Source organism: Cellulomonas sp. ES6 (assembly GCF_030053835.1).
Classification (GTDB): domain Bacteria; phylum Actinomycetota; class Actinomycetes; order Actinomycetales; family Cellulomonadaceae; genus Cellulomonas.
In genome coordinates, this window is sequence record NZ_CP125655.1 from 326,034 (window position 1) to 350,103 (window position 24,070).

The following is a 24,070-nucleotide window of genomic DNA, read 5'->3' on the forward strand; positions in this document are numbered from 1 at the left end:
AGCCCCGGCCGAGCCCGGACGGCGCGGGCGCACGCGGTCAGGGCGTGAGGTCCGCGACCCCCGCGCGCACCAGCGCGGTGTGCAGCCGCGTGCACAGCTCCCCGACCTCCGCCGCGACGGTGCTCGCCCGGCCGCGCGCCGACGGCGACGACTGCCCCCGCCACGGCGCCACCACGGCCTCGACCATGTCGACCTGCCGGTCGGCGGCGCTGCGGAACGCCCGCAGGTGCCGCGCCTCGATCCCGTGCTCCGCCAGCGCCGCCGCCGCGACCACGACGTCCTTGGCCCAGGCGTCGAGGTGGCCCGACGGCGACGGCCGCAGCACGCCCGCCTGCACCAGGTCGGTGACGAGGCTCTCGTCCACCGCCGCGTCCCGGGCCAGGGCCGCCGTGGTGTACCGGGCGTCGACGGCGCCGGTGCGCGGGACGCCGTCCTCGGTGACGATCAGCGACGGCGCCAGCGGCTCGGTCTCCGTGCCGGCGTCGAGCGCGGCGAGGCGCTCCCCGATCACCTTGAGAGGCACGTACCGGTCGCGCTGCTCGCGCAGCACGAAGCGCAGCCGCTCCAGGTCCGCCGGGCTGTACTGCCGGTAGCCCGAGGGCGTCCGCACCGGCTCGACGAGACCCTGCTCCTCGAGGAAGCGCAGCTTGGAGTTGGTGACGGCCGGGAACTCGATCCGCAGCGCGGCCAGCACGTCGGAGATCCGCATCGTCGCGTGCCGGGACAGCCCGCGCGGCCACGGACCGGTCGACTCGCGAAGACCGTCGGCGGGCTGCTCGTGCGCGCCCGTGCCGGGCTGCTGCTGGTCGGGCTCCGGGCGCCGGGCGGGACGCGCCGGGCTCACTGCGCGGGACCGGCCGGCTGCGCTCCGGGGCGCGCCGCGGGGCTCGGGTGGAACGTCATGCGGAACTTGCCGATCTGCACCTCGTCGCCGGCACGCAGCACCGCCGAGTCGATCCGCTCGCGGTTCACGTACGTGCCGTTGAGCGAACCGACGTCGCGGACCACGAAGTCGTCGAGCTCCCGGACGAACTCGGCGTGCTTGCGCGACACCGTGACGTCGTCCAGGAAGATGTCCGCGCTCGGGCTGCGGCCCGCCAGCGTGCGATCGGCGTCGAGCAGGAACCGCGCGCCGCTGCTCGGCCCCCGCTGCATCACCAGGAGCGCGGACGTCGGGGGCAGCGCCTGCACGGCAGCCGCCTGCTCGGCGGTCAGCCCGACGGGGCCGCCGGCCTCGTGGTCCAGCGCCCCGAGGGAGCCGAAGCTGATCGTGGTGTCAGGGGCCGCGGGCGCCGTCGCCCCGTCGGGCGCCGCCGGGGGCGTGACGCCCCGCGCCTGCTGCTCGTCGCTCATGCCAGTCTCCAGACCTGCTGCTGCACCGGCCCCGACCTGCACCGGGGTCCCCGACAGCCTAGATGCCGCAGGGCCGCCCGGCACAGCCCGCGGTCGGGTGGCGTGCGTCCCTGCGGGTGTCACCCCTGCTCGGGCGACCGCGGGGTGGCGTGCTGGGGCTCCGGCACGGTGCGGGTGGCGGTGACCTGGACGAGGTCCTGCGTCTGCACCGACGCCTGGCCGCCGTCGATCTGGACCTTCGCCAGCGCACCGCCGGGGATCGCCAGGGCCGTCGCGATCGTGTCCGGGTCCCCGATGGCGACCCAGCGGTACGGCGGCGAGAGCAGCGTCCCGTCCACCTCGATCCCGGCGTCCGTGCCCAGCACGTACGAGGACGCGGTCAGGCGCTGGTCGTTGAGCTGCACGGCCTCGGCCCCGGCGTTCCGGAGCTCCTCCAGCAGGTTCAGCAGCGTCAGGGCGGACACCTGGGCCTCGGGGTCCCGGACGGTCACCGTCACGCCCGGGCCCTCCGCCGGCAGCCGGCCGGACAGGATGCCCTGCGCGGCGGCGCTGCGGGTCGCGGCGTCGAGCGCCGCCTCACGGCTCGTCGAGCCGGACCGGAGCTCCTGCTGCGTCCGCTCGAGCTCGGACACCTGGTCCTGCAGCTCGTCCGCCTGCCGCGTCGTCTGGTCGAGCAGCGACACCAGCTCGGTCTCGCGCATCGTGGACAGGCTGGCGGTGTTCGTCTGGCGGACCTGCACCGCGATCGCGAAGCCCAGCATGACGCAGAGCACACCGGTCAGCGCCTGGGCCGGTGTCGCGCGCGGGCGCAGGGCGCGGGCCAGCGCGCGCCAGCCGACGACCGGCGTGGCGGGGCGGGCGGCCGGCGTGGCGTCGGGCGTCGACACCGCTCAGGCCTTGAACAGGTGGCGGCGGATCGCCGCGACGTTGGAGAAGATCCGGATGCCGAGGACGACGACCACGGCGGTCGAGAGCTGCGAGCCCACGCCCAGCTGGTCGCCGAGGAAGACGATCAGCGCCGCCACCACGACGTTCGACAGGAACGACACCAGGAACACCCGGTCGTCGAACAGCCCGTCGAGCACCGCACGCAGGCCGCCGAACAGCGCGTCGAGCGCCGCGACCACCGCGATCGGCAGGTAAGGCTGCAGGGCCGCGGGCACGGTGGGCTCGAGCACGAGGCCCGCCACCACGCCGATGAGCAGTCCGATGACCGCGATCACAGGTCCCCCTCGCTGTCGTGCGCGTCGTCCGGTGCCAGTGTGCCCGACCCGAGCGCCACCCCGGAGGGTCCCGGGTCCTGGGTGCCGGGCACGATCTCCACGCCCTCGGGCAGCCGCGCGGAGCGCAGCGTCGTCGTCGCGGCGGACGGCAGGTCGAGCTCGCGCTGCGACGACACCTGCGTGCGGATGCCGTACGTCGACTGCAGCACGGCGAGCAGCTGGCCGCCCGACGTCCGCGCCAGCCGTGTCTGCAGGTCCTGCGGGTCGCCGATCGCCTCGATCGTGTAGGGGCCGACCAGCGGCACGACGTCGACCAGGATGGCGTCACCGGCGGTGCGGATGGCCGTCGTCGTGGCGAGGCGCTGGCCGTTGACCGCGATCGCCTCGGCGCCCGACGCCCACAGGCCGTTCACCACGATCTGCAGGTCGGAGTCCCGCACCCGGGAGTCCGGGTCCTCGTCGCCGGCCACCTGCGCGGCGTCCTCGAGCGTGATGCGCAGCCCCTCGCCGCGGACCGCGGCCGCTCCGGAGACGACGGAGTCCGCGGCGAGCCGGTCGAGCAGCGGGGACTCGGCCGCCGACAGCGCCTGCTCCTGGAGCGTCGCGACCTCCGCGGAGAGCTCGGCGCTGCGCTCCCGCAGCCGCTCGACCTCGGCGCTGCGCTCGTCGATCTGGCCGGCGAGCACCTCGCGCGCGGCGAGGGCGGACGGCTGCGGGGCCCGCAGCGCGAGCACCGACCAGGTGGTCGCGACGCCCAGCAGCACCGCGATCGCCACCACCGCCACCGTGCCCGGGCCCCACCGGCGGCGCGGGTGGCCGGCCAGCGCGCGGCGCTCGGCGGCCTCGCGGTACTCGGGGTCGAGCGGGTTGCGCGTGACCTCCGTCAGCAGCGACATCGAGGCGTCCGGGCGCCGGGGCCACGGCGTCGCGGCCCCCGACGGCGGGGTGCCCCCGTCGCCGCCCGTGGACGTCACACGGCCACCGTGCGGGGCTCCCCCGCGTCCGCACCGCCCCGGCGCCCGACGAGCAGCCACGCCTGCCGGACGTACAGCATCCCGGCGAACCAGTAGAGCGCGATGCCCCACCACGCGCAGGCCCAGCCGAGCACGGACGCGAGGTCGCCCACGATGCCGCCCCAATGCGCGAGCAGCAGCAGCGGGAAGGCGTACAGGAGCGCGAACGTGCCGGCCTTGCCGGCCAGGTGCACCTGCAGCGGGCCGTAGCCGTGCCGCGCGAGCACGACGAGCATCACGAGGAGCATGGCCTCGCGCGCGAGCAGGACGACGACGAGCCACCACGGCACGACGCCGCGGGCCGCGAGGCCGAGCAGCGTGACGAGGATGAAGAGACGGTCGGCGGCCGGGTCGAGCACCTGCCCGAGCCGCGACACCTGACCGAGCCGGCGCGCGAGCACGCCGTCGAGCCAGTCGCTGGCGCCCGACACGGCCAGGACGACCAGCGCCCAGCCGTCGTGCCCGGCGGCGATGAGGACCGCGAACACCGGCACCATCAGCAGCCGGACCAGGCTGATCAGGTTCGGCACGGTGAGCACGCGGTCGCTCACCACGTCGCGCTCGGCCACGCCCGCTCCTGCCTGTCGCTGCTGATCAACGCCCCATCCTACGCACCGGCCCGGACCGCCCGGGGCCACCGCGCCACGCCGGCGGCAGGCGCGGAGCAGGCGGGCGCCCGACACGCCGCCGCGCCGCAGGCCGCCGCGTCGCCGCGCCGCCCCCGGCCCGGACGACCGTCCCGCGCGCCGCCCCGCACCGTGTGGTTCCCTGACGGGCATGGCCCACGTCCACGACCCCGCGGTGGTGCGCCGCCTGCTGACGACGCCCGGCACCTGGGCCGTGGTCGGGCTCTCCGGCAACCGGGCACGCGCCGCGTACGGCGTCGCCGCCTACCTGCAGGACCTCGGGCACCGGATCGTGCCCGTCCACCCCCGCGCCGAGACGGTGCACGGGGCGCCGGGTGCCCGGACCGTCGCCGAGGCGGTCGCCGCCGCGGGACCGGTCGACGTCGTGGACGTGTTCGTGAACTCCTCGCTCGCGGGCGAGGTGGTGGACCAGGCCGTCGCCGCCGGTGCCCGCGCCGTGTGGCTGCAGCTCGGGGTGGTCGACGAGGCCGCGGCGGCCCGGGCGGCCGCGGCCGGGCTGGACGTCGTCATGGACGCGTGCCCGGCCATCGAGGGGCGCCGGCTCGGGCTCGGCTGACGTGCGCGGGCGGGCGCTGTGCCCGAGGTCACCACGCCCGCTCCCCGGCCCCGGCGCCCCGCGGCGGTACCATGGGAGGACTCGGAGTTCGTCGCAGGTTCCCGTGATGTGCGTGCCGAGGTCCCGCCCGACCGTTCCCGGTCCCCGCGCGGCCTCGTGATGTGTGGGTGTGGGAGTGCGACCGCGACCGGCCGTCCGGGCCGGACCAGCAGCTCCCCCAGCGACACGAAACGGTGCTGACCCGATGACGTCCGTGCTCGACCCTGCCCTGCCCTCCTCCGCCGACGCGACCCCCGCGGACGGCCCCTCGGTCACCTTCGCCGACCTCGAGCTGCCCGCCGCCCTGCGCGCCGCCGTGGACGAGCTCGGCTTCACGACCCCGACCGCCATCCAGGCCGAGGCGATCCCCGCGCTGCTCGCCGGCCGCGACATCACCGGCGTCGCCCAGACCGGCACCGGCAAGACCGCCGCGTTCGGCCTGCCGCTGCTCGCGGCCGTCGACCCGGAGCGCCGCGAGGTGCAGGCGATCGTCCTGGCCCCGACCCGCGAGCTCGCCATGCAGGTGGCGGAGGCTCTCGAGTCGTTCGCGGCCCGCATCCCCGGGCTCGAGGTCGTCCCGGTGTACGGCGGCGCGCCCTATCTGCCGCAGCAGCGCGCGCTGCGCGGCGGCGCGCAGGTGGTCGTCGGGACGCCCGGGCGCGTCATCGACCACCTGGACCGCGGCTCCCTGACGCTCGACGCGGTGCGGTTCCTCGTGCTGGACGAGGCCGACGAGATGCTGCGCATGGGCTTCGCGGAGGACGTGGACCGCATCGCGTCCGCCACGCCCGCCCAGAAGCAGGTGGCGCTGTTCTCGGCGACCATGCCGCAGGCCATCCGCCGCGTCGCCGCGCAGCACCTGACCGACCCGGTCGAGATCAGCGTGGCCCGGCAGTCGTCCACCGTCTCGAGCGTCCACCAGACGTACGCGGTGGTGCCGTTCCGTCACAAGGCCGGCGCGCTCGCCCGCGTGCTCGCCGTCTCGTCCGCCGAGGCGGCCATCGTGTTCGTGCGGACGCGCAGCGCCGCCGAGGACGTGGCGGTGTCGCTGGTGGAGCGCGGCGTGGCCGCCGCCTACATCTCCGGTGACGTCGCGCAGTCCGACCGCGAGAAGATCGTCGAGCGAGTGCGCAGCGGAGCCATCACGGTGCTGGTCGCCACCGACGTGGCCGCGCGCGGCCTCGACATCGACCGCATCGGCCTGGTCGTGAACTTCGACGTGCCCGGCGAGCCCGAGGCGTACGTGCACCGCATCGGGCGCACCGGCCGCGCGGGTCGCACGGGCGAGGCGCTGACGTTCGTGACGCCGAACGAGCAGGGCCGCCTGCGGGCGATCGAGCGGACCACCCGGCAGCGCCTCGCGCAGATCGAGATCCCCTCCCCCGCCGACGTCTCCGCGCACCGCGTCGCGGCGCTGCTGGGCCGCGTGCCCGCGCGCGCCGAGGCCGGCCGGCTGGACCTGTACCGCACGGCCGTCGCGGACTTCCTCGCGGCGAACCCGGGTGTCGACACCGCCGAGCTCGTGGCCGTGCTCGCGGCGCTGGCCGTCGGCGACGAGGGCCCCGCGCCCCGGCCTGCGGACGGCGACGACCTCGACGACGCGCTGTCGCGGGCGCGCCTGGCCCCCGAGCGCGGCGAGCGGGGTCCGCGCTCCGACCGCGGTGCCGGCCCCGACGGCGACCGCCGCCGCAACCCGGCGCGGCCGACCGGCGCGCTGCGCTACCGGCTGGCCGTCGGGCAGCAGCACGGCGCGCAGCCCGGCGCCATCGTCGGCGCCCTGACCAACGAGGGCGGCCTGCAGGGCAAGGACCTCGGGAAGATCGACATCTTCTCGACGTTCTCGCTGGTGGAGATCCCCGCGGGCCTGACGCCCGAGGCGTTCGACCGCATCGGCCGGGCCCGCGTCGCCGGCCGCCCGCTGCGCATCCGCGTGGACGAGGGCCCGCGCGCGGCGCGCCCGGAGCGCGGGGCGTCCCGCGGACCGGTGCACCACGCCCGCGACCCGCGTGCCGGTGCCCGGGACGCGCGGCCGCGCCGCACCGCCACGCCGCGCTGAACGGCCACCGCCCGACCGGGACGCCGGGTCGCACCGCACGGTGCGGCCCGGCGTCCGCGCGTCAGGCGGCGGACCGGCCGACGACCTCGCGCACGGCGTCGACGAACGCGTCGACGTCCTCCTCGCGGGTGTCGAACGCGCACATCCAGCGCACCACGCCCGTCGCGGCGTCCCAGTCGTAGAACCGCCGGACCTCGCGCAGGGCGTCGGCGCAGCCGGGCGGCAGGGCAGCGAACACCGCGTTCGCCTGCCGCGGCTGCACGACCCGCACACCGGGGACGTCGGCGACCCCGGCGGCGAGCCGGGCGGCCATCGCGTTCGCGTGCCGCGCCGAGCGCAGCCACAGGTCCCCCTCGAACAGGGCGATCAGCTGCGCCGACACGAAGCGCATCTTCGACGCGAGCTGCATGTCGACCTTGCGCTGGAACCCGATGCCCGGCGTGGCGTCCGGGGTGAGCACGACGACCGCCTCGCCGAACAGCGCGCCGTTCTTGGTCCCGCCGAGCGAGACGACGTCGACGCCCACGTCCGTGGTGAGGGCCCGCAGCGGGACGTCGAGAGCGGCGGCGGCGTTCACGAGCCGCGAGCCGTCGAGGTGGACCCGCATCCCCAGGGAGTGGGCGTGGTCGGCGAGCTCGCGGATCTCGTCGGGCGTGTAGACGGTGCCGAGCTCGGTGGCCTGAGTGATCGACACGACGCCCGGCTGGGCGCGGTGCTCGTCGCCCCAGCCGTGCGCCCGCGTGGCCACCAGCTCGGGCGTGAGCTTGCCGTCCGGCGTCGGCACCGTGAGGAGCTTGAGCCCGCCGACGCGCTCCGGGGCCGCGTTCTCGTCCGTGTTGATGTGCGCCGTCTCCGCGCAGATCACGGCGCCCCAGCGCGGCAGCATCGTCTGGAGGGCGAGGACGTTCGCGCCGGTCCCGTTGAACACCGGGTAGGCGGCGGCGTCCGGCCCGAAGTGCCCGCGCAGCACGTCCTGCAGGTGCGCGGTGTACGGGTCCGCGCCGTAGCCGGGCACGTGGCCCTCGTTGGCGACGGCCAGCGCCGCCAGGATCTCGGGGTGCACCCCGGCGTAGTTGTCGGAGCCCAGCTCGCGTCGGTCGGCGTCGTGCAGTCTGTCCACGCGCCCATCCTGCCGCAGCCCGGGATCGGGCCCGCCCGCGGCACGCACCGCCGAGATGCCACGACACGCCGACGGACGGACGCGGAACCCGCGCGTGTCCTGGAGTCTCGAGGAAGCTCGAGGGAGGCAGGCGCGCGGACGTGCGCGCGGGGGCCACGCGGCCTGAGCGTGCGGGGGTGGTCCGCGCGGCCCGTCCGCGGTGCGGATCGCCGAGATGCCAGGACACGCCGACGCGCGGACGCGGAACCCGCGCGTGTCCTGTCATCTCGAGGGAGGCAGGCGGGCGGGTGCGCGCGGGCGGGCCGGGGGGGTGCGCGCGGGGCGGGGCGTGCGAGTACGGGGGCGCGGGTTACGCGGTGCGCGCGGGGCGGGGCGTGCGGGTGCCCGGGGCGCGGGCTGCACGGTGCGCGCGGGGTGGGGCGTGCGGGCTACACAGGGTGTGCGCGCTACACAGGGCGTGCGGGTTACGCGGTGCGCGCGGCGCGGCAGTCCGCGCAGGTGCCGAGCAGCTCGATGGTGTGCTCGACGTCCGAGAAGTCGTGGGCGGCCCCGACCTGCTCGGCCCAGGCCTCGGCGCCCGGGCCGTCGATCTCGACGGCCTTGCCGCACCAGCGGCACACGAGGTGGTGGTGGTGGCTGCGGCGGACGCAGCGCCGGTAGACGGCCTCGCCCTCCGGGGAGCGCAGCACGTCGACCTCGCCGGCGTCGGCGAGCGTCTGGACCGCGCGGTAGACGGTCGCCAGCCCGGTGGTGGACCCGCGGCCCTTGAGCAGGTCGTGGAGCTGCTGGGCGCTGCGGAACTCGTCGAGGTCGTCCAGGAGCGTCAGGATCTCGGCGCGCTGCCTGGTGTTGCGCTGCATGACCGCCATCGTGGCTGCTCTCCCTCCGGCACCGCCCCGAACGGGCGACTGACCATGATACTCAACATCGCGCGACCCGGTGGCAGTCCCCGGGGACGCCGCGAGCCGGGACCCCCGTGGGGACCCCGGCTCGCGGTGCGGGTGCGGGTCGCTCAGCTGGCGACGGCGCGCTTGAGGGCGCTGCCGGCGGTGAGCTTGACGCGGTAGCCGGCGGGGATCTCGAGCTTCTCGCCCGTCTGCGGGTTGATGCCCGTGCGGGCGGCGCGGTCGGCGCGGGACACCGCGAGCAGACCCGGGATGGTCACGCTCTCGCCGGCGCTGAGCTGCTCGACCAGGACCTCCTGGAAGGCCTTGAGGGCCGCGTCGGCAGCGGTGTTGGTGAGCCCGGCCTTGGCAGCGATGGCCTGGACGAGCTCGGTGCGGTTCACGCTCACGGATGTGCTCCTATGTGTTCGAACGGGGTGCGCGGGCCGCTCGGCGCCTGCGTGGGGCGTCAGCATCCGGCGGACCGACGCGGACGACCATAACGGCAGGCAGGGCGCTTCCCCCAACGCCACGCGGTCGGAGTGTCGCTCAGGGAGCGACGTCGCGGCCCCGCAGGTGCCCCAGGAGGTGGTCCAGCGGCCACGCGTCGAGGACCCGCTCGGGCCCGATGCCGTGGGCCGCCGCCCGGGCGCACCCCGCCGCCTGCCACGCGAGCTGACCGGGTGCGTGGGCGTCGGTGTCGACCGTGAACAGGCAGCCGGCGTCCACCGCGACCTCGAGCAGCGCGTGCGGCGGGTCGAGGCGGTCGGGGCGGCAGTTCACCTCCACGGCGACCCCGTGCTCCGCGCAGTCGGCGAACACGGCCGCGGCGTCGAACTCGCTCGGGGGCCGCTGCCGCCGGCCGGTGAGCTGCCGTCCCGTGCAGTGACCGAGCACGTCCACGCGCGGGTTCGCCACGGCGGCACGCATCCGGCGTGTCATCGCCTCGCCGTCCATGCGGAGCTTGGAGTGCACGGACGCCACCACGACGTCGAGCCGGTCGAGCAGCTCCGGCTCCTGGTCGAGCGAGCCGTCGTCGAGCACGTCGACCTCGATGCCGCTGAGCACCCGGAACGGGGCGATCGCGCGGTTGAGCGCCTCCAGCTGGTCGAGCTGCGCCCGCAGCCGGGCGGCGGACAGCCCGTTCGCCACCGTCAGCCGCGGCGAGTGGTCCGTGACCGCGAGGTACTCGTGCCCGAGGTCCAGGGCCGCGAGCACCATCTCCTGCACGGACGTCGAGCCGTCGCTGGCCTCGGTGTGCGCGTGCAGGTCCCCGCGGAGCGCCGCCAGCAGCGCCGCGCCCTCGCCCGGGTCCGCCTCCGGGTACCGCTCCTCGAGGTCGGCCAGGTACGGCACCGGGCCGCCCGCCGCGGCGGCCTGCGCGACCTCGGCGGTGCGGGCGCCGACGCCGGGCAGGTCGGTGAGGGTGCCGGACGCCAGCCGCGCCCGGACCTCGTCCTCCCCCGCCCGCTCGAGCGACCGCACAGCCGCGCGGAACGCGTCCGCGCGGTACGACGTCGCACCGCCCCGCTCCAGCAGGTAGGCCGCCCGGCGCAGTGCGGCGACGACGGTCTCCAGCGTGCCGTCGGCCACGGGTCAGGACGCCCGCTTGCGGCGCGTGCGGGTGGGCTTCTCCTCGGCCGGGGCCTCCTCCTGCGCCCGGGAGCGCGACCTGCCGCGCCCGCTCGGCGCCGCCTCGCCGTCCTGGGTCGCGGGCTTCTTCGCGGCCGGCTTCTTCGCCGCGGAGGCCGTCCTCCCGGAGGAGCGGCCCGACGACGAGGCCTTGCCGCCGGACGCGGCGGGCTTGCGGGACCGCGACCGGCCCGTGGTGCCGGTCGCCTCCTCGGCGTCCGTGCCGGTGTCTGCCGCCGCGCCGTCCGTGCCGGCGTCCGCCGCCGCCCCCGCGCCCTCGCCGCGTCCCGCGCGCGCCTTCTCGACGCTGCGCTGCAGCGCGGCCAGCAGGTCGACGACCTCGCCGCTGCCGCCCTCCTCCGCGGGCTCCTCCGGCTGCGGCACGGACTGCGTGCGGCCGGCGGACACCTTCTGCTCGATGACCTCCTCGAGCGCCGCCCGGTACCGGTCCTCGAAGCCCGACGGGTCGAAGTCCCCCGCCAGCGACTCGACGAGCGAGGACGCCATCGCCAGCTCCTGCGGCCGCACCGTCACGTCCTGGTCGAGGATCGGGAAGTCCGCCTCGCGCACCTCGTCGGGCCACAGCAGCGTCTGGAGGCAGATGACGTCGTCGCGCACCCGCAGCACCGCCATCGACTCCCGCTGCCGCAGCGCGACCTTCACCACGGCCATGCGGTCCGTGCTGGTGAGCGCCTCGCGCAGCAGCGCGTACGGCTTGGCGGCCGTGCGGTCGGGCTCCAGGTAGTACGTCTTGGCGAGCAGGATCGGGTCGACCTGCTCGGACGGCACGAACTCGAGCACCTCGATCTCGCGCTCGGTCGCGAGCGGCAGCCGGTCCAGGTCCTCGTCGGTGAGGACCACGAGCTGCCCGTCGTCGGTCTCGTACCCCTTCGCGATCTCGGAGTACTCGACCTGCTCGTCCTCGATGGAGCAGAACTTCTTGTACCGGATGCGGCCGCCGTCCTTCTTGTGGACCTGGTGCAGCGGCACCTCGTGCTCGCCCGTCGCGGCGTAGAGCTTCACGGGCACGTTGACCAGCCCGAACGCGACGGCGCCCTTCCAGATCGCGCGCACGGTCGCCTCCCTCCCCGGCGCGGCGCCTCCCCGCGACGGAACGTCGTGTCCTGGGCAGGATGGACCCGTGCAGCCCATGCTCGCCACCCCGACGGCGGTTCCCGGCCTGCTCCCGGACGGTCCCGGGTGGCGGTTCGAGGTGAAGTGGGACGGCGTGCGCGTCCTCGCCGACACCACCGGGGACCGCCTGCGGCTGCTCGGCCGCAACGGCCGCGACGCCACCGACGCGTACCCGGAGCTCGGGGTGCTGGCCGGCGCGCTGCCCCCGGGCACGGTGCTCGACGGGGAGGTCGTGGCCCTGCGCGACGGGGTGCCGTCGTTCCCGGCGCTGGCCGAGCGGATGCACGTGCGCGACCGCGAGCGGGCCGCCGCGCTCGCCCGCCGCGTGCCGGTGTCGTACCTGGTGTTCGACGTCCCGGTGCTGGCCGGCACGGACCTGACGGGCCGGCCCTTCACCGAGCGCCGCGCCGCCCTGGAGTCGCTCGACCTGCCCGAGCCCGCGCGCCTGTCCCCCGTCTACGAGGACGGATCCCTGCTCTGGCAGGCGACCTCGGCGCAGGGGCTCGAGGGCGTGGTCGCCAAGCGGGCGACCTCCCGCTACCAGCCCGGGCGGCGCTCGGGCGACTGGCTGAAGGCCGTGCACCACCGTACCCGCGCCGCGCTGGTCGGCGGGTGGCGACCGGAGAGCACCGGCAGCGGCCGCCTGGGGGCCCTGCTGCTCGGGGCGCCCGACGCGGACGGCGGGCTGCGGTTCCTCTGCCGGGCCGGCAGCGGCCTGAGCGGCGGGCTGGCACGCGACCTGACGGCCGCGACGGCCCTGCTCGAGCGGGACACCTCCCCCTTCGCCGAGCGGCTGGAGCCCGTCGACGCGCGCGGCAGCACCTGGGTCGAGCCGCGCGTCGTGGTCGACGTCCGCTACCTCACCCGCACACCGTCCGGCCGGTTGCGCCAGCCCGTCGTCCGCGGCCGGCGCACTGACGTCGACCCCGATCCCTGGGAGGCCCCGTGAGCCCCGCCGACCCGCCGCAGACCGTCCGCGTGGGCGACCACGACGTCCGCCTCACGCACCTCGACCGGGTGCTGTACCCGAGCACCGGGACGACCAAGGCCGAGGCCGTCGACTACGTGGTCCGCGCCGCGCCCGCGCTCCTGCGCCAGCTCGCGGACCGGCCGGTGACGCGCATCCGGTTCACGGAGGGGGTGGGCGGGGAGCGGTTCTTCGAGAAGAACACGCCCCGCGGCGCGCCGGCGTGGCTGCGTCACCAGCGGCTGCGGGCGGCCCCCGGCGCGGACGACGAGGGGACGGAGCTCGACCTGCCGTTCCTCGACGACGTCGCCGGGCTGGTGTGGGTCACGAACGGTGGCGCGCTGGAGCTGCACACCCCGCAGTGGCGGGTCGGCCCGCGCGGCGGCGTGCGCCCGCCGGACCGCCTGGTCGTCGACCTGGACCCCGGCGCTCCCGCGGGGCTCGCCGAGTGCGCGCGCGTCGCGCACCTGGTGGCGGACCGGCTGCGCGAGGACGGCCTCGGCACGACGGTCCCCGTCACGTCCGGCAGCAAGGGGATGCAGCTCTACGCCCCGCTGCCCCGCCGGCGCAGCGCGATGGAGGTCCGGCAGTACGCCCGGGACCTGGCCCACGAGCTCGCCGCCGCGCACCCGGACCTGGTGGTCGCCGTCATGCGCAAGGAGGTCCGCGGCGGTCGCGTGCTGCTGGACTGGAGCCAGAACCACCCCGCGAAGACCACCATCACCCCGTACTCGCTGCGCGGCCGGGAGCGTCCGGCGGTCGCGGCGCCCCGGTGGTGGGACGAGATCGGGCCGGACCTCACCCAGCTGACGCCGGACGAGGTGCTGCGGCGGCTGGAGGCCGACGGGGACCCGTTCGGGACCGGCTGACCGGGGCCCGGCGCCGCGGCGGCGGGTGGTGCGGGCACCGCTCCCACCAGCGATTGCGGAGCCGCGCGGGTTGGGGCAGCGTGGGCCGGGAGGGCGCCGCCGGGCGCCGGACGTCACGAGGAGGACACCCATGGCCCGCACCGAGCTGCCGAAGTACACGGTCCCGTCGCTGACCGTCGAGGACGGTGCGAAGGTCGCCGAGGTCCTGCAGCAGCGGCTCAACGCGCTGAACGACCTGGCGCTCACCCTGAAGCACATCCACTGGAACGTCACGGGCCCGCACTTCATCGCGGTGCACGAGATGCTCGACCCGCAGGTCGACGCCGTCCGCGCGATGGTCGACGCGATCGCCGAGCGCATCGCGACCCTCGGCGTCGCCCCCGTCGGGACCCCGGGGGCCCTGGTCGCCGCGCGGACCTGGGACGACTACTCGATCGGCCGCGCGAGCGCGATCGAGCACCTGGGGGCGCTCGACGAGGTCTACGTCGGCGTCATCGGCGACCACCGCGCGGCCGCCGAGGCGACCGAGGAGCTCGACACGGTGACGAACGACCTGCTGATCGGGCACCTGCACGAGCTGGAGCTGTTCCACTGGTTCGTCCGGGCTCACCTCGAGTCGGCCGGCGGCGAGCTCAGCACGCAGGGCGCGCACACCGAGCAGGACGCGGCCCGCAGCGCCGGCGCCGTGGACCCGGCGGCGCGCTGACCCGGTCGCCGCACCCGGCGCCCCACGGGCGCCCACCGACGCCGAGGCCCCGGCCACCCTCGAGGTGACCGGGGCCTCGTGCCGCCCGGCGTGCGACGCCTCAGAGGCGCTCGGGCTCGTCCCAGTCGTCGGAGGCGGCGATGGGCTCGTCGTCGGGCACGAGCTCGCTCTCCCGCAGCGAGCGGGGCGCGCGGCGCGGGTCGCCGCCCGAGCGGGCGTCGGCGGCGCGGAGCTCCGCCTCGGAGGTCCGGGGCTCGGCCAGGTGCTCGGCGGCGGGGTCGGAGGTGAGGTTGCGGGGGCGGGTGGTCATGACCCGGTTCTACCGCGATCCGCTGCCCGCGACCACCCCGGGAGCACGGCGCCGCGCCTCACCCGCCCGACGCGAGGGCCGACACCCAGTCCGCGAGGGTGGTCCCGGTCGTGAGCACCACGAGCCAGGCGATCGCGATCTGGAGCAGCGCCGCGCCCACGACGAGCAGGCGCCGCCGGGCCGACGGGTTCCGCGGCGCGAGCAGCAGGACCCACAGCGCCGTCAGCACGACGTACGTCTGGCCGGCCGGGGACCGCAGCCCGAGCCACAGCGACAGGTACAGGCCCACGAGCGCGATGCCCGGGGCGATCAGGGACCACGGGTCACGCAGCCCGCGGACCGTGCCGGCGACCAGCACGAGCGGTGCCGCCAGCAGCGACAGCGCCATCTGGCGGGCGGCGGAGACCGCGGACGCGCCGACGCCGCCGGGGAACCAGCCGTCGGCGGTCGCCCGGGCGAAGCCGCCCAGCGGGTCGTCCGAGAACCACCAGGACAGGTAGAGCCAGAACAGCACCGCCGCGACGGCCGGGAACAGCAGCACCGCGACCGTCGCCGACGTGGCGCCCTGCCCCGCGCGGCCCGCGTGCCGTGCGAAGAACGGGGCCGTCGCCGCCAGCCCGAGCGCGTACAGCCAGCCGCCCGGCTCGAGCACGACGAGCACGCCCATCGCCAGGCCCGCCCGGAACCCCGCCTCCGTCGACCGCCGCTCGACGAACGACGCGATGCCGTCCAGCGCGAGGACCACCAGCGCGAGGCCCAGCAGCGACTCCAGGTCGTTCACCGCCAGGTACGCGAGCGGCGGCGTGAGGACCAGGGCCGCGACCACCGCGGCCGTCGCCCACGGACCGTGGCCCTCGCGCACCAGCACCCCGGCGAGCCGCTGCAGCGTGAAGCCGAGCACCGCGGCCGCGAACAGGCTCATCAGCAGCAGGTCGCCGCCGAGCACCGAGGCCGCCGCCGCCGACAGGGGCGGGAAGACCTCGGCCGTCCACGTCAGGGCGGCGTCGCCCCAGCGGATGAGCGCGCCCCGGGCGGCGAGCTCCTCGTTCGCGACGGCCTGCCACGGGGACGCGCCCGAGACGAGCGCGACCACGACGAACGGCGCCGCGAACGCGAGCCGCAGCAGCCAGCGCGCACCCGGGCGCGCGGGCCAGGTGTCAGGCGCCGGGAGCCGGGACGCCGTCGCCCGCGGGGTGGGCTGCGGTGCCGGTGAGACCAGTGAGGCCATGTGCGGTCTTCTCCCAGTAGTGCGGTCTCGTGACGAGCTGCCACAGCGCCTTGTACGCGGCGACCGCGTGGAGCAGCCAGTAGACGGGGTTCGCCAGGCCCCAGAGCACCAGCCGGTACCGGCGGCGCTTGAACGCGCCCATCATCGACACGTAGATCATCAGGGCGCTGCCGACACCGAGGTTGGCGAGCGAGAGCCACAGCACCCACCCCGGGAACAGGGCGGCGAGGGCCGCCGGGTCGACCAGCAGGGACGCCACGAACACGGCGTACAGCGGCGGGACCGCCAGGAACGTCGCCGGCGTGCCGCCCACGAGGAACAGGAACGACAGCGCCTGCCGCGGCCCCGCGACCCGCAGCAGCCGCAGCGGGTCGCGCAGGTGCACGAGGGTCGTCTGCATGTACCCCTTGATCCACCGGGAGCGCTGCCGCACGAAGTTGGGGTACGAGGTGTTGGCCTCCTCGAACGTGGTCGAGTCGATCACCCCGACGCGCAGCCCCTCGGCCGCGGCGCGGATGCCCAGGTCGGCGTCCTCCGTGACGTTGAACGGGTCCCAGCCGCCGAGCCGCCGCAGGCCGCCGACCCGGAAGTGGTTCGACGTGCCGCCGAGCGGGATCGCGAACCGGTTGGCCTCCAGCCCGGGCAGCATGTAGTCGAACCAGAACGAGTACTCGAGCGTGAACATCCGCGTGAGCGCGTTCTCCTCGGCGTTGAAGTAGTTCAGCGCCGCCTGCACGCACACGAGGTCGTCCCCCGCGTCCCGGAACGCGAGGACGGCCTTCTTGAGCTGGTCCGGCTCGGGGCGGTCCTCGGCGTCGAAGATCACCAGGTACTCCCCCGTGGCGAACTCGAGGCCGACGTTGCAGGCCTTGGGCTTGGTCTGCGGCTGCCCGGCCGGGACGGTCACGAACCGGAAGTGCGGGGGCGGCGAGGCGGCCTCGGCCGCGGCGCGGGTCTCCAGGTCGTCCTCCTCGACCAGCACGATCACCTCGAGCAGGTGGGTCGGGTAGTCGAGCGCGCCGAGGTTGCCGATGAGCTGGGCGACGATGTTCGCCTCGCGGTACACGGGCACGAGCACCGTGTACCGGGGCAGCTCGTGGTCGGTCAGCGCGGCCAGCGCCGCCGGCGGGGTCCGCAGCACGTGCTCCATGCGGGCGCCGCGCAGCGACGACCAGAACTTGAAGCCGGTGCCGAGCAGGAACGACAGGCCGACGAGCAGCGACAGCCCGACCACCAGCGCGGCGGGTGCCAGGACCGCGGCGGTGACGGACGCGAGCGCGAGGACCACCAGCGCCACGCGCTGCCAGGGCACCAGGACCGTGCGCGCGGACTGCGCCGGCGACCGGCCCCACAGCCCGAGGCTCGCCCGCTCCCGCAGCTCCGCGCCGTACCGGTCGAGCACCGCCTGCTGGAACTCCCAGCGGTCGGCGAGCACGAGGAACGGGTCCTGCCCGACGGCGGCGGTGATGCGGGCCCGCAGCTCCGGGGTGGGCTCGTCGGTGACCGCGACCACCGGGACGCCGTCCGCGCGCTGCTCCAGCGGCAGCCAGCCCTCGGCCAGCACGGTGCCGACGTCGAGGCCCGGCACGTCCAGCGCGGCCGCCGTGCGCGTCGCGGCGACGTACGGCAGCCCCCACAGGTCGGCGAGGGCACGCGTCAGCGAGACGGAGTCGAGGGCGCCGATCGCCACGAGGACCTCGCCGATGCGCGCGCCGCTGCCCGCCGCGACCTCCTGCGCCGCGTCCAGCGTCGCCGTGGTCACGAGCCCTCGGTCGACGAGGTGGTCCCCGACCCGCCGGTCCTGCTCGTGCCGCCCCACGCGTACCCCCCGTCCGGATCGGGTCAGGCTACCGACGCCCCCGGCGCGTCGCGCGGCGGGGCGGCGCCACCCGGGACCGGGGCGGGACGGCGCGGGCGAACCAGCGGCGGGCGGATCGTCGCGGACGGTTCAGGTGGTGCCGGGTCCGGCCGATGAGCAGGACGTGACCCTCCTGTGCCCGTCGGACCTGCGGGGGCGCGTGCCGGTGCCCGACCTGCTCCGCACCGGGGGCGTGCACTGCGCGTACCAGCCCGTCGTCGAGCTCGCGACCGGCGAGGTGGTCGGCCGTGAGGCCCTGCTGCGCACCCCGGAGGGCTCCGGCTGGGGCTCGCCGCTGGAGGTCCTCGACGCCGCCCAGGAGGAGGGGCTGCTCGGCGAGCTGGAGCGGGCGTCGATGTCGCGGGCGCTGGCGGACGCCGCCGAGGCCTCGCGCGGTGCCGGCCACACGCTGTTCCTCAACATCGAGCCGCGCACGCTGTCGCGTCACATCGGCCTCGTGCTCGAGACGCTCGCCCGGCGGGACCCGCACGTCCGCGTGGTCGTGGAGATCACCGAGCGCGCCCTCGCGCACGACCCGGCCGGCATCCTCGACGCGGCCGCGCGGCTCCGGGAGGCCGGGTGCGCGATCGCCCTCGACGACGTGGGTGCCGTGCCCGACTCGCTCGCGTTCCTGCCGCTGCTGGCGCCCGAGGTGATCAAGCTCGACCTCCAGCTGCTCCGCACGCTGGAGGACCCGGCGACCATCACGGTCGCGGGCGCGGTGCGCGCCCGGGCCGAGGCCACCGGGGCGCGGGTCGTCGCCGAGGGCATCGAGACGCACGACGACCTCACCCGGGCGCTGGTGCTCGGCGCGGACCTGGGTCAGGGCTGGTACCTGGGGCGGCCGCACCGCGTGCTGCCCGCCGGGGAGCGGCACACCGTCCGGCTGCACCGCGCGCCGGAGCCGCCGGAGGGCGACGCGACGCCCTACGAGCTGGTGGCCTCCCGCCGCGCGGTGCGGCTGGCGCCGAAGCACCTGCTGCTGCCGCTGTCGCGCACGCTCGAGACGGCGGCGCTGGCGCAGCGGGTCCCGCCGCTGCTGCTCGGGACCTTCCAGGACGAGCGGCACTTCACCGGCGGCTCCGCGGTGCGGTACGGGCACCTGGCCGAGCGGCTGCCGTTCGTCGGGGCGCTCGGCACCGGGGCGCCGGCGTCGGTGCCCGGCGGCGTGCGCTGGGCCCGCGTCGAACCGGACGAGGCGCTCGCCCGCGAGTGGGCGGTCGTCGTGCTCGGCGCGCACGAGTCGGTCGCCCTCGTCGGCCGCGAGGTGGGGCCGCCCTCCAGCGCGCCCGCCGGCTCGCGCGAGGACAGGTCCCGCCAGTTCGAGTTCGCGGTGACGCACGACCACGCGTTGGTGGCGCAGTCGGCGCACGCGCTGCTGCGCCGGTTCGGGGCCGACGGCCGCGACTGACCGCCGCCGTCAGGGGTCGACGTGCCGCCGCTGCCCCGCGGCGAAGGCCTCCGCCGCCGCCCGGGTCACCGGCCCCGGTGCGCCGTCGGCGACCGGTGCGCCGTCCACCGCCACGACCGGCTGGACGTCGCGGCCGGAGGAGGTCAGGAACACCTCGTCGGCCGTGGTCAGCGCGTCGTAGGGCAGGTCGGCCTCGCGCCCGCCGTACCACTCGAGCACCAGCGCGCGCGTCACGCCCGCGAGGCAGCCGGACGACAGCGGCGGGGTGAGCAGCTCGCCGTCGCGCACCACGAACACGTTGGTGCCGGTGCCCTCGCAGAGCATCCCCCGCGTGTTGGCGAACACCGCCTCGCTCGCCCCCGCGGCGTGCGCCTGCGCGAGCGCCAGGACGTTCTCCCCGTAGGACGTCGTCTTGAGGCCGGTCAGCGCGCCGACGTCGTTGCGGCGGTACGGGACCGTGACCACGGCCGTCTCGGGGTCCGGGTCGTGCCCGGGCGTGACCCCCAGCACCAGGGTCGGCGGGCTGTCGACCCGCCCGCTGCCCAGCAGCCCCGGGCCTGCGGTGAACGTGATCCGCAGCAGGTCGTACGCGCCGGTGAGCACCGCGGCGTTCGCCTCGAGCACCTCGTGCGCGGCCCGTCGCACGACCTCCGGGTCGAACCCGCGCAGCCCGATGCCCGCCGCCGACCGGCCCATGCGCTCGAGGTGGCGCGTGAGCGCGAACAGCCGGCCGCGGTCCACCTTGACCGCCTCGAACACGCCGTCGCCCACCACGAAGCCGTGGTCCCGGGCGGACGTGGTCGCCTCGGCGTCGGGCACCAGGCGGCCGTTCACCCAGAACGTCGTGGCCGTCAGGCCGTCCACCACCGTGCTCACCCCGCGTGCGCCGTCCCGATCCACCCGGCGCAGCGTACGCGACCGCCCGGTCACGCGCCCCGGTGCACGGGCCGGCTGCCGGTGGGCCGTCGCGCGTGCTCCAGCACCGACGCGGCGACGGCCTCCAGCGTGCGGCCCTGCTCGCGCGCGAGCACGGTCAGCACGCGGCGCGCCTCGTCCTCGCCGCAGCCGCGCACCTCCATGAGCGCGCCGACGGCCGTCTGCACGCCGACCCGGGGGTGCCGCGCCGCCGCGGAGACCCGGGTCGCCGGACGGCGCGCCGGGATCGTGCTGTGCAGGGCGACGAGCGAGGCGGCCTGCCGGGCGAACCGGGCGACCCGGTGGCCGAGCTCGTCGTCCACCGCACCGGGCGCCGCCAGGTAGAGCGCCAGCGCCAGCGTGCCGCCGCGCGAGATCTCGGCGCCGACCACGGCGGCTCCGCGGAAGCCCTCCCCGCGCGCGGCCCGCCGCCACGCCGGCCACCCCGCGCCCGCGGCGACGTCCGGGACGAGCACGTCCGGGCCCCCGGCGAGCACCACGTGGAGCGGGCCGTCCGGCGCGACGCCCCGGGGCGGGAGGTCCAGCGGGACGACGGGGGCGTCCGCCACGCCCGCGACGTCGGCCCGCCGCGCCGTCTCCGCCGTGGCGGCGACCGCCGCGTCGGCATCGCGGCGTCGCACCCACACCGATGCGGCGGCCTGGCCGCCCGTGGCCGCCGCGAGGCGACGCGTCAGCACGTCGAGCAGCCCGCGGATGCTCCGGCCCGGCTCCGTGCCCGGACCCGGTGCGCGCGGCTCCGCCATGCTCTGCCCCCTGAGGCAGCTGCCGGCGCGACCTCGCCGACGGGGCCGCTGGTGGGGGACGCGCGCTGCCGACGCGCCCGGGTCATGGTGGCACGCGACGGGCGCACGGCCGGGCGGTTCCGGCCGGTGGATCCGGTCCCGAGCGGGGCCCGTCACCCGCACGGGTGACGGGCCGCTACCCTCCGAGCGCGTCGAGCACGGCCCGCAGCGTCGCCTCGCACGTGGTCCGGTGGGCGTCGGCCCCCGGGCCGGTGTAGCCGCGCGGGGTCATCTCGACGAGGAGCACCAGCGTCATCGACATCCGGTACAGCAGCAGCCGGGCGTCACCGGCGGGGGTCCCGAGCGCGAGCGGCCCGACGGCGCCCGCGGCGTCGGCGTACCCGGCCACGAGGTCGTCGGGCACCGGGCCGAGCCCCGTCTGGTCGGCGCCCGCCAGCTCCAGCAGCGGGTCGCCCCACACGGCGCGCTCCGGGTCGATCACCCCGGTGAGGCGCAGCGTCCCGGGGTCCACGAACAGGTTGCCCGCCCACAGGTCGGTGTGCACCAGCGCGGGCCGGCGCACCTCCGCCAAGGCGGTGCGGTGCCGGGCCACCGCGGCCCGGATCTCGGACTCCGGGAGCGCGGTCCCCCACCGGCGCGCGTCGGCGAGCAGCGCCCCGACGATGCGGTCGAAGGCCTCCGGCCACGTCGTCCCGGCCAGGGCGGTCGCCGGGTCCGGGTAGCCGAACCGCTCCCCCGTGACGGCGTGCAGCCGGGCCATGAGCGCCCCGAGCTGCGGGCGGACCCGCGCCTCGACGTCGGCCGGCAGCGCGCCGTCGACCGCCAGCTCCAGCAGCGGGACGCCGTCCAGGTGGCTCGCGACGACGACGTCGGAGGGCACCGCCGCGCGCGTGAAGTCGGTGAGCAGCAGCCGGGGCATCAGCAGCGCCGGGCGCTCCGCGGCGAGCCGGTACACCAGCGCCTCGGTGCGCAGCAGGTCGTGCTCGTAGGTGAGCAGCCGCTCGGTCGCGGTCGGGGCCGTCTTGACCACCACGCGCGAGCCGTCGGCGAGGGCGGCGCGGAACGTCGTGGCGAACAGGCCGCCCGTGAGGCGCTCGAGGGCCACCACCTCCCCGAGCGGTGCGAGCACGCCCGGGAGGGCCGCGCGGAGGTGCTGGTCGGGGGCGACGTCGGCGTCGAGCATGCGCCCACGCTAGCGGCGGCGGCGCCCCGGTCCGCAGGACCCGCGGCCCGCCTGCTGCGGGGCGGGTCGCGCGTGTGGCACCGTGTGCGCCGTGAGTCCCGCCGACCCGCAGTCCCTGTTCCCGGGCAAGCAGTTCATCAGCACCGCCCTGGAGGTCCTCGAGACCAAGACCACCATGTCCGGCGGGCTGGCCCGGCGCTACCTGCAGCGCGCGGCGATGGCGGGCGTGCTGATCGGCCTGCTCTACGCGACGTTCTACGCGCTGGTGGCGGCCTTCGCCGCGATCGAGGTCGGCGACGGCACCCTGCGCACCGTCGGACGGGTGGTCGGCGCCGTCGTCTTCGGCTGGGCGCTGGTGTTCATCTACTACTCGCGCTCCGAGCTGCTGACGTCCAACATGATGATCGTCTCGATCGGCGCCTACCACCGCCGCACGTCGTGGGGGCGGGCGCTGCGGCTGCTGGGGCTGTGCTACCTCGGCAACGTGCTCGGCGGGCTGTTCGTCGCGGTGCTGCTGCGGTTCTCCACCCTGGTGGAGGGCGCCCCGGCCGCCGAGATGGCCGACTCCGTCGCGCACAAGCTCGCCTACGTCACCGACGGGCCCGCCGGGTGGGTCGACCTGCTCGTCCGGGCGCTGCTGTGCAACTTCTGCATCAACATCGCGATGCTGCTCGTCTACAACGGGCTCATCAAGGACGACCTGACCAAGTGCCTGGTGATGATCACGTCGGTGTTCATCTTCGCGTTCCTCGGGCTCGAGCACTCCGTGGCCAACACGGTGCTGTTCTCCGTCGTGGGGCTCCGCGACGGCATCGACCTCGCTGCCGCCGCCGGGAACGTCGGGATCGCGCTGCTGGGCAACTTCCTGGGCGGCGGGCTGCTGATCGGCCTGTACTACGCGTACGTCAACGACGACTCGCAGTGGCTGCGGCAGAGCCGCGGCGAGGGCGCGCCTCAGGAGTAGCCGGGCCCGCCGGGCAGCCGGAACAGCTCCTCCAGGGTGCCGACGCCGCGGCGCTCCATCTCCGCCAGCAGGTCCTGGCCCACGTAGCGCAGGTGCCACCCCTCGGGGGCGAACCCGGTGACCGGCCGCCCCTGCGCCGTGTAGCGCAGCAGGAACCCGTGCTCGGCGGCGTGCTCCGCCACCCACCGGCCCTCGGGGGTCTGCGCGAAGCAGTCCTGGAAGTCGCACTCCGGCGCCGAGCCGCTGCCGACGTCCACCGCGAGGCCCGTCTGGTGCTCGCTGTGCCCGGCGCGCGCGGACACCTCGTCGGCCCGCGCGTCGCCGACCCGGGCCGCCCAGGCGGCGTGCACCTGCTCCTGGTACGCACGCGACCGGAACCCGCTGCGGAGCTCGAGCGCCACGCCGTCTGCCGCGGCGGCCGCGAGCATCCGGGCGAGCGGCTCCGCGACGGGGGCCCGCACCTCGTACCCCGCCACCGTCACGAGGTCCGACGGCGCCCAGTCGCCGGGGTCCAGCGGGCGCGCCTTGTTCACCACGACCCACAGGCTCGCGGGGTCGCTCGTCGACCGCGTCGTGAGGTCGAGCCCCACCCGGGCGGGGGGCCGCAGCCCGGGGAGCACCAGGGGGGCGGGCGCCTCGGGCGGCGGACGGAGGCGACCGGGCGCCCCCGGGTCGGGGTCGAGCAGCCGGTCGTCGGGGTCCGACGCGGGCTCGGCGCCTGGCGCGACGGTGCCCGGGGCGTCGGCGACGTCGGCCGGCGCGGCCGCGACGCCGGCCGCCCGGGGGCTCGCCGCGTCGGTGGCTGCGGGGTCGGCGTCGGCCGCGCGGGTGGCGACCGCGTCGGCGGCGGCGGGGTCGGCCGGGCCGTCGAGGCCCGCGCTCCGGCGCGCGTGGTCGGCGGCGGGTCGGTCGGGCGCGGTGCTCGTGCGTCCGGTCACCGGGCCCGCTGCGCCCGCGTCGTGCAGCGCGAGCCCCACCCCCAGGGCACCGGCGACGACGGCGGCGGTGACCTGGACCGCGCGCACGCCGGGGCGCGGCCGACCGTGTCGCGCCCCGCGGGAGCCGGGGACGGCAGGGCGGGCGCGCCGGTCGGGGGCGGGGCGTGTCACGGACGAGGTCTCCGGAGCAGGGGGCGGGGGTCGTCCCAGTCTCCGACGGACCGCGCCCGGGGGCCAGCCCCACGGTCGCGGCGGTCGCTCCCCCGGACGCGGCCGACGCCGCCTGCGGGACACGGCTCC

Annotated in this window: 25 protein-coding genes; 7 read left to right on the forward strand and 18 right to left on the reverse strand. The window is 76.6% G+C overall.

Annotation, left to right across the window (positions count from 1 at the left end):
* Positions 1-37 precede the first annotated feature (37 nt).
* The 6 genes from ftsR to clsA form a co-directional block, all read right to left on the reverse strand.
* A complete protein-coding gene (gene ftsR / locus P9841_RS01620) occupies positions 38-844 on the reverse strand; it encodes a transcriptional regulator FtsR (protein ID WP_283320386.1) in 807 nt (268 codons plus the stop codon).
* On the reverse strand, positions 841-1,353 hold the full coding sequence (locus P9841_RS01625) for an FHA domain-containing protein (RefSeq protein ID WP_283320387.1): 513 nt from the start codon (positions 1,351-1,353) through the stop codon (positions 841-843). Before P9841_RS01625 ends, ftsR begins: the two co-directional genes overlap by 4 nt.
* A gap of 119 nt (positions 1,354-1,472) precedes the next feature.
* Positions 1,473-2,240 carry a DUF881 domain-containing protein gene (locus P9841_RS01630; protein ID WP_283320388.1) on the reverse strand — a complete coding sequence of 256 codons (768 nt, stop codon included), beginning with the start codon at positions 2,238-2,240 and terminating at the stop codon, positions 1,473-1,475.
* A gap of 3 nt (positions 2,241-2,243) precedes the next feature.
* Positions 2,244-2,576, reverse strand: a complete 333-nt coding sequence (locus P9841_RS01635; RefSeq protein WP_222169362.1) for a small basic family protein — start codon at positions 2,574-2,576, stop codon at positions 2,244-2,246.
* Complete coding sequence (locus tag P9841_RS01640; RefSeq protein ID WP_283320389.1) at positions 2,573-3,550, reverse strand: DUF881 domain-containing protein; 978 nt, start codon at positions 3,548-3,550, stop codon at positions 2,573-2,575. Before P9841_RS01640 ends, P9841_RS01635 begins: the two co-directional genes overlap by 4 nt.
* On the reverse strand, positions 3,547-4,158 hold the full coding sequence (gene clsA / locus P9841_RS01645) for a cardiolipin synthase ClsA (RefSeq protein WP_283320390.1): 612 nt from the start codon (positions 4,156-4,158) through the stop codon (positions 3,547-3,549). Before clsA ends, P9841_RS01640 begins: the two co-directional genes overlap by 4 nt.
* A 208-nt stretch (positions 4,159-4,366) precedes the next feature.
* Between clsA and P9841_RS01650 the strand changes: the two genes are divergently transcribed.
* Complete coding sequence (locus tag P9841_RS01650) at positions 4,367-4,792, forward strand: CoA-binding protein (protein WP_283320391.1); 426 nt, start codon at positions 4,367-4,369, stop codon at positions 4,790-4,792.
* Positions 4,793-5,036: 244 nt separating this feature from the next.
* Positions 5,037-6,887 carry a DEAD/DEAH box helicase gene (locus tag P9841_RS01655; protein WP_283320392.1) on the forward strand — a complete coding sequence of 617 codons (1,851 nt, stop codon included), beginning with the start codon at positions 5,037-5,039 and terminating at the stop codon, positions 6,885-6,887.
* A gap of 61 nt (positions 6,888-6,948) precedes the next feature.
* On the opposite strand, the gene P9841_RS01660 is transcribed toward P9841_RS01655, so the two are convergent.
* The 5 genes from P9841_RS01660 to ku all read right to left on the reverse strand — a co-directional run bounded on the left by P9841_RS01660 (position 6,949) and on the right by ku (position 11,597).
* Entirely contained in the window at positions 6,949-8,007 is a 1,059-nt protein-coding gene (locus tag P9841_RS01660; protein WP_283320393.1) for a threonine aldolase family protein, read from the reverse strand.
* A 464-nt stretch (positions 8,008-8,471) separates the two neighbouring features.
* Positions 8,472-8,867, reverse strand: a complete 396-nt coding sequence (locus P9841_RS01665; protein WP_283320394.1) for a Fur family transcriptional regulator — start codon at positions 8,865-8,867, stop codon at positions 8,472-8,474.
* A 152-nt stretch (positions 8,868-9,019) separates the two neighbouring features.
* Positions 9,020-9,301 carry an HU family DNA-binding protein gene (locus tag P9841_RS01670; RefSeq protein WP_222169356.1) on the reverse strand — a complete coding sequence of 94 codons (282 nt, stop codon included), beginning with the start codon at positions 9,299-9,301 and terminating at the stop codon, positions 9,020-9,022.
* A gap of 139 nt (positions 9,302-9,440) precedes the next feature.
* The gene (locus P9841_RS01675; RefSeq protein ID WP_283320395.1) at positions 9,441-10,484 is read right to left on the reverse strand and encodes a PHP domain-containing protein; all 1,044 of its coding nucleotides are present in this window, start codon (positions 10,482-10,484) and stop codon (positions 9,441-9,443) included.
* Between the two features lie 3 nt (positions 10,485-10,487).
* Positions 10,488-11,597 (reverse strand): non-homologous end joining protein Ku, encoded by a 1,110-nt coding sequence (gene ku, locus P9841_RS01680; protein ID WP_283320396.1) that lies wholly within the window; start codon positions 11,595-11,597, stop codon positions 10,488-10,490.
* A gap of 76 nt (positions 11,598-11,673) precedes the next feature.
* Here ku and P9841_RS01685 point away from each other — a divergent pair, with 76 nt between their 5' ends.
* The 3 genes from P9841_RS01685 to P9841_RS01695 all read left to right on the forward strand — a co-directional run bounded on the left by P9841_RS01685 (position 11,674) and on the right by P9841_RS01695 (position 14,199).
* On the forward strand, positions 11,674-12,606 hold the full coding sequence (locus tag P9841_RS01685; RefSeq protein WP_349306950.1) for an ATP-dependent DNA ligase: 933 nt from the start codon (positions 11,674-11,676) through the stop codon (positions 12,604-12,606).
* Positions 12,603-13,493 carry a non-homologous end-joining DNA ligase gene (gene ligD, locus P9841_RS01690; protein WP_283320398.1) on the forward strand — a complete coding sequence of 297 codons (891 nt, stop codon included), beginning with the start codon at positions 12,603-12,605 and terminating at the stop codon, positions 13,491-13,493. The genes P9841_RS01685 and ligD overlap by 4 nt, the downstream gene beginning before the upstream one ends.
* Before the next feature lie 130 nt (positions 13,494-13,623).
* Positions 13,624-14,199, forward strand: a complete 576-nt coding sequence (locus P9841_RS01695) for a Dps family protein (RefSeq protein ID WP_283320399.1) — start codon at positions 13,624-13,626, stop codon at positions 14,197-14,199.
* 100 nt (positions 14,200-14,299) lie between these two features.
* Here the strand turns inward: P9841_RS01695 and P9841_RS01700 are convergent, their stop codons facing one another.
* The 3 genes from P9841_RS01700 to P9841_RS01710 are packed head-to-tail and all read right to left on the reverse strand — an operon-like array spanning position 14,300 to position 17,499.
* Positions 14,300-14,509, reverse strand: coding sequence for a hypothetical protein (locus P9841_RS01700; RefSeq protein WP_283320400.1), 210 nt, complete (start codon positions 14,507-14,509; stop codon positions 14,300-14,302).
* A 58-nt stretch (positions 14,510-14,567) separates the two neighbouring features.
* Positions 14,568-15,737 (reverse strand): V-type ATP synthase subunit I domain-containing protein, encoded by a 1,170-nt coding sequence (locus P9841_RS01705; RefSeq protein ID WP_283320401.1) that lies wholly within the window; start codon positions 15,735-15,737, stop codon positions 14,568-14,570.
* The gene (locus tag P9841_RS01710; RefSeq protein ID WP_283320402.1) at positions 15,667-17,499 is read right to left on the reverse strand and encodes a glycosyltransferase; all 1,833 of its coding nucleotides are present in this window, start codon (positions 17,497-17,499) and stop codon (positions 15,667-15,669) included. Before P9841_RS01710 ends, P9841_RS01705 begins: the two co-directional genes overlap by 71 nt.
* Positions 17,500-17,719: 220 nt before the next feature.
* Between P9841_RS01710 and P9841_RS01715 the strand changes: the two genes are divergently transcribed.
* Positions 17,720-19,006 carry a sensor domain-containing phosphodiesterase gene (locus P9841_RS01715; protein ID WP_283320403.1) on the forward strand — a complete coding sequence of 429 codons (1,287 nt, stop codon included), beginning with the start codon at positions 17,720-17,722 and terminating at the stop codon, positions 19,004-19,006.
* Between the two features lie 9 nt (positions 19,007-19,015).
* Here P9841_RS01715 and P9841_RS01720 read toward each other — a convergent pair whose 3' ends face one another.
* The 3 genes from P9841_RS01720 to P9841_RS01730 all read right to left on the reverse strand — a co-directional run bounded on the left by P9841_RS01720 (position 19,016) and on the right by P9841_RS01730 (position 21,868).
* Complete coding sequence (locus P9841_RS01720) at positions 19,016-19,906, reverse strand: aminotransferase class IV (protein ID WP_283320404.1); 891 nt, start codon at positions 19,904-19,906, stop codon at positions 19,016-19,018.
* A gap of 26 nt (positions 19,907-19,932) precedes the next feature.
* Complete coding sequence (locus P9841_RS01725; RefSeq protein ID WP_283320405.1) at positions 19,933-20,685, reverse strand: ANTAR domain-containing protein; 753 nt, start codon at positions 20,683-20,685, stop codon at positions 19,933-19,935.
* 175 nt (positions 20,686-20,860) lie between these two features.
* On the reverse strand, positions 20,861-21,868 hold the full coding sequence (locus P9841_RS01730) for a phosphotransferase family protein (protein WP_283320406.1): 1,008 nt from the start codon (positions 21,866-21,868) through the stop codon (positions 20,861-20,863).
* A 91-nt stretch (positions 21,869-21,959) separates the two neighbouring features.
* Here P9841_RS01730 and P9841_RS01735 point away from each other — a divergent pair, with 91 nt between their 5' ends.
* Positions 21,960-22,832, forward strand: coding sequence for a formate/nitrite transporter family protein (locus P9841_RS01735; protein ID WP_283320407.1), 873 nt, complete (start codon positions 21,960-21,962; stop codon positions 22,830-22,832).
* Here P9841_RS01735 and P9841_RS01740 read toward each other — a convergent pair.
* Positions 22,823-23,857 (reverse strand): M15 family metallopeptidase, encoded by a 1,035-nt coding sequence (locus P9841_RS01740; RefSeq protein WP_283320408.1) that lies wholly within the window; start codon positions 23,855-23,857, stop codon positions 22,823-22,825. The genes P9841_RS01735 and P9841_RS01740 overlap by 10 nt on opposite strands.
* Between the last annotated feature and the right edge of the window lie 213 nt (positions 23,858-24,070).

Bases quoted from the DNA above. Each gene is read 5' to 3' on its own strand.
- P9841_RS01650 (WP_283320391.1), top strand. From the start codon at position 4,367: ATGGCCCACGTCCACGACCCCGCGGTGGTGCGCCGCCTGCTGACGACG.
- P9841_RS01655 (WP_283320392.1), top strand. From the start codon at position 5,037: ATGACGTCCGTGCTCGACCCTGCCCTGCCCTCCTCCGCCGACGCGACC.
- P9841_RS01725 (WP_283320405.1), bottom strand. From the start codon at position 20,685: ATGGCGGAGCCGCGCGCACCGGGTCCGGGCACGGAGCCGGGCCGGAGC.
- P9841_RS01700 (WP_283320400.1), bottom strand. From the start codon at position 14,509: ATGACCACCCGCCCCCGCAACCTCACCTCCGACCCCGCCGCCGAGCAC.
- P9841_RS01625 (WP_283320387.1), bottom strand. From the start codon at position 1,353: ATGAGCGACGAGCAGCAGGCGCGGGGCGTCACGCCCCCGGCGGCGCCC.
- P9841_RS01730 (WP_283320406.1), bottom strand. From the start codon at position 21,868: ATGCTCGACGCCGACGTCGCCCCCGACCAGCACCTCCGCGCGGCCCTC.
- P9841_RS01705 (WP_283320401.1), bottom strand. From the start codon at position 15,737: ATGGCCTCACTGGTCTCACCGGCACCGCAGCCCACCCCGCGGGCGACG.
- P9841_RS01665 (WP_283320394.1), bottom strand. From the start codon at position 8,867: ATGCAGCGCAACACCAGGCAGCGCGCCGAGATCCTGACGCTCCTGGAC.
- P9841_RS01695 (WP_283320399.1), top strand. From the start codon at position 13,624: ATGGCCCGCACCGAGCTGCCGAAGTACACGGTCCCGTCGCTGACCGTC.
- P9841_RS01685 (WP_349306950.1), top strand. From the start codon at position 11,674: ATGCTCGCCACCCCGACGGCGGTTCCCGGCCTGCTCCCGGACGGTCCC.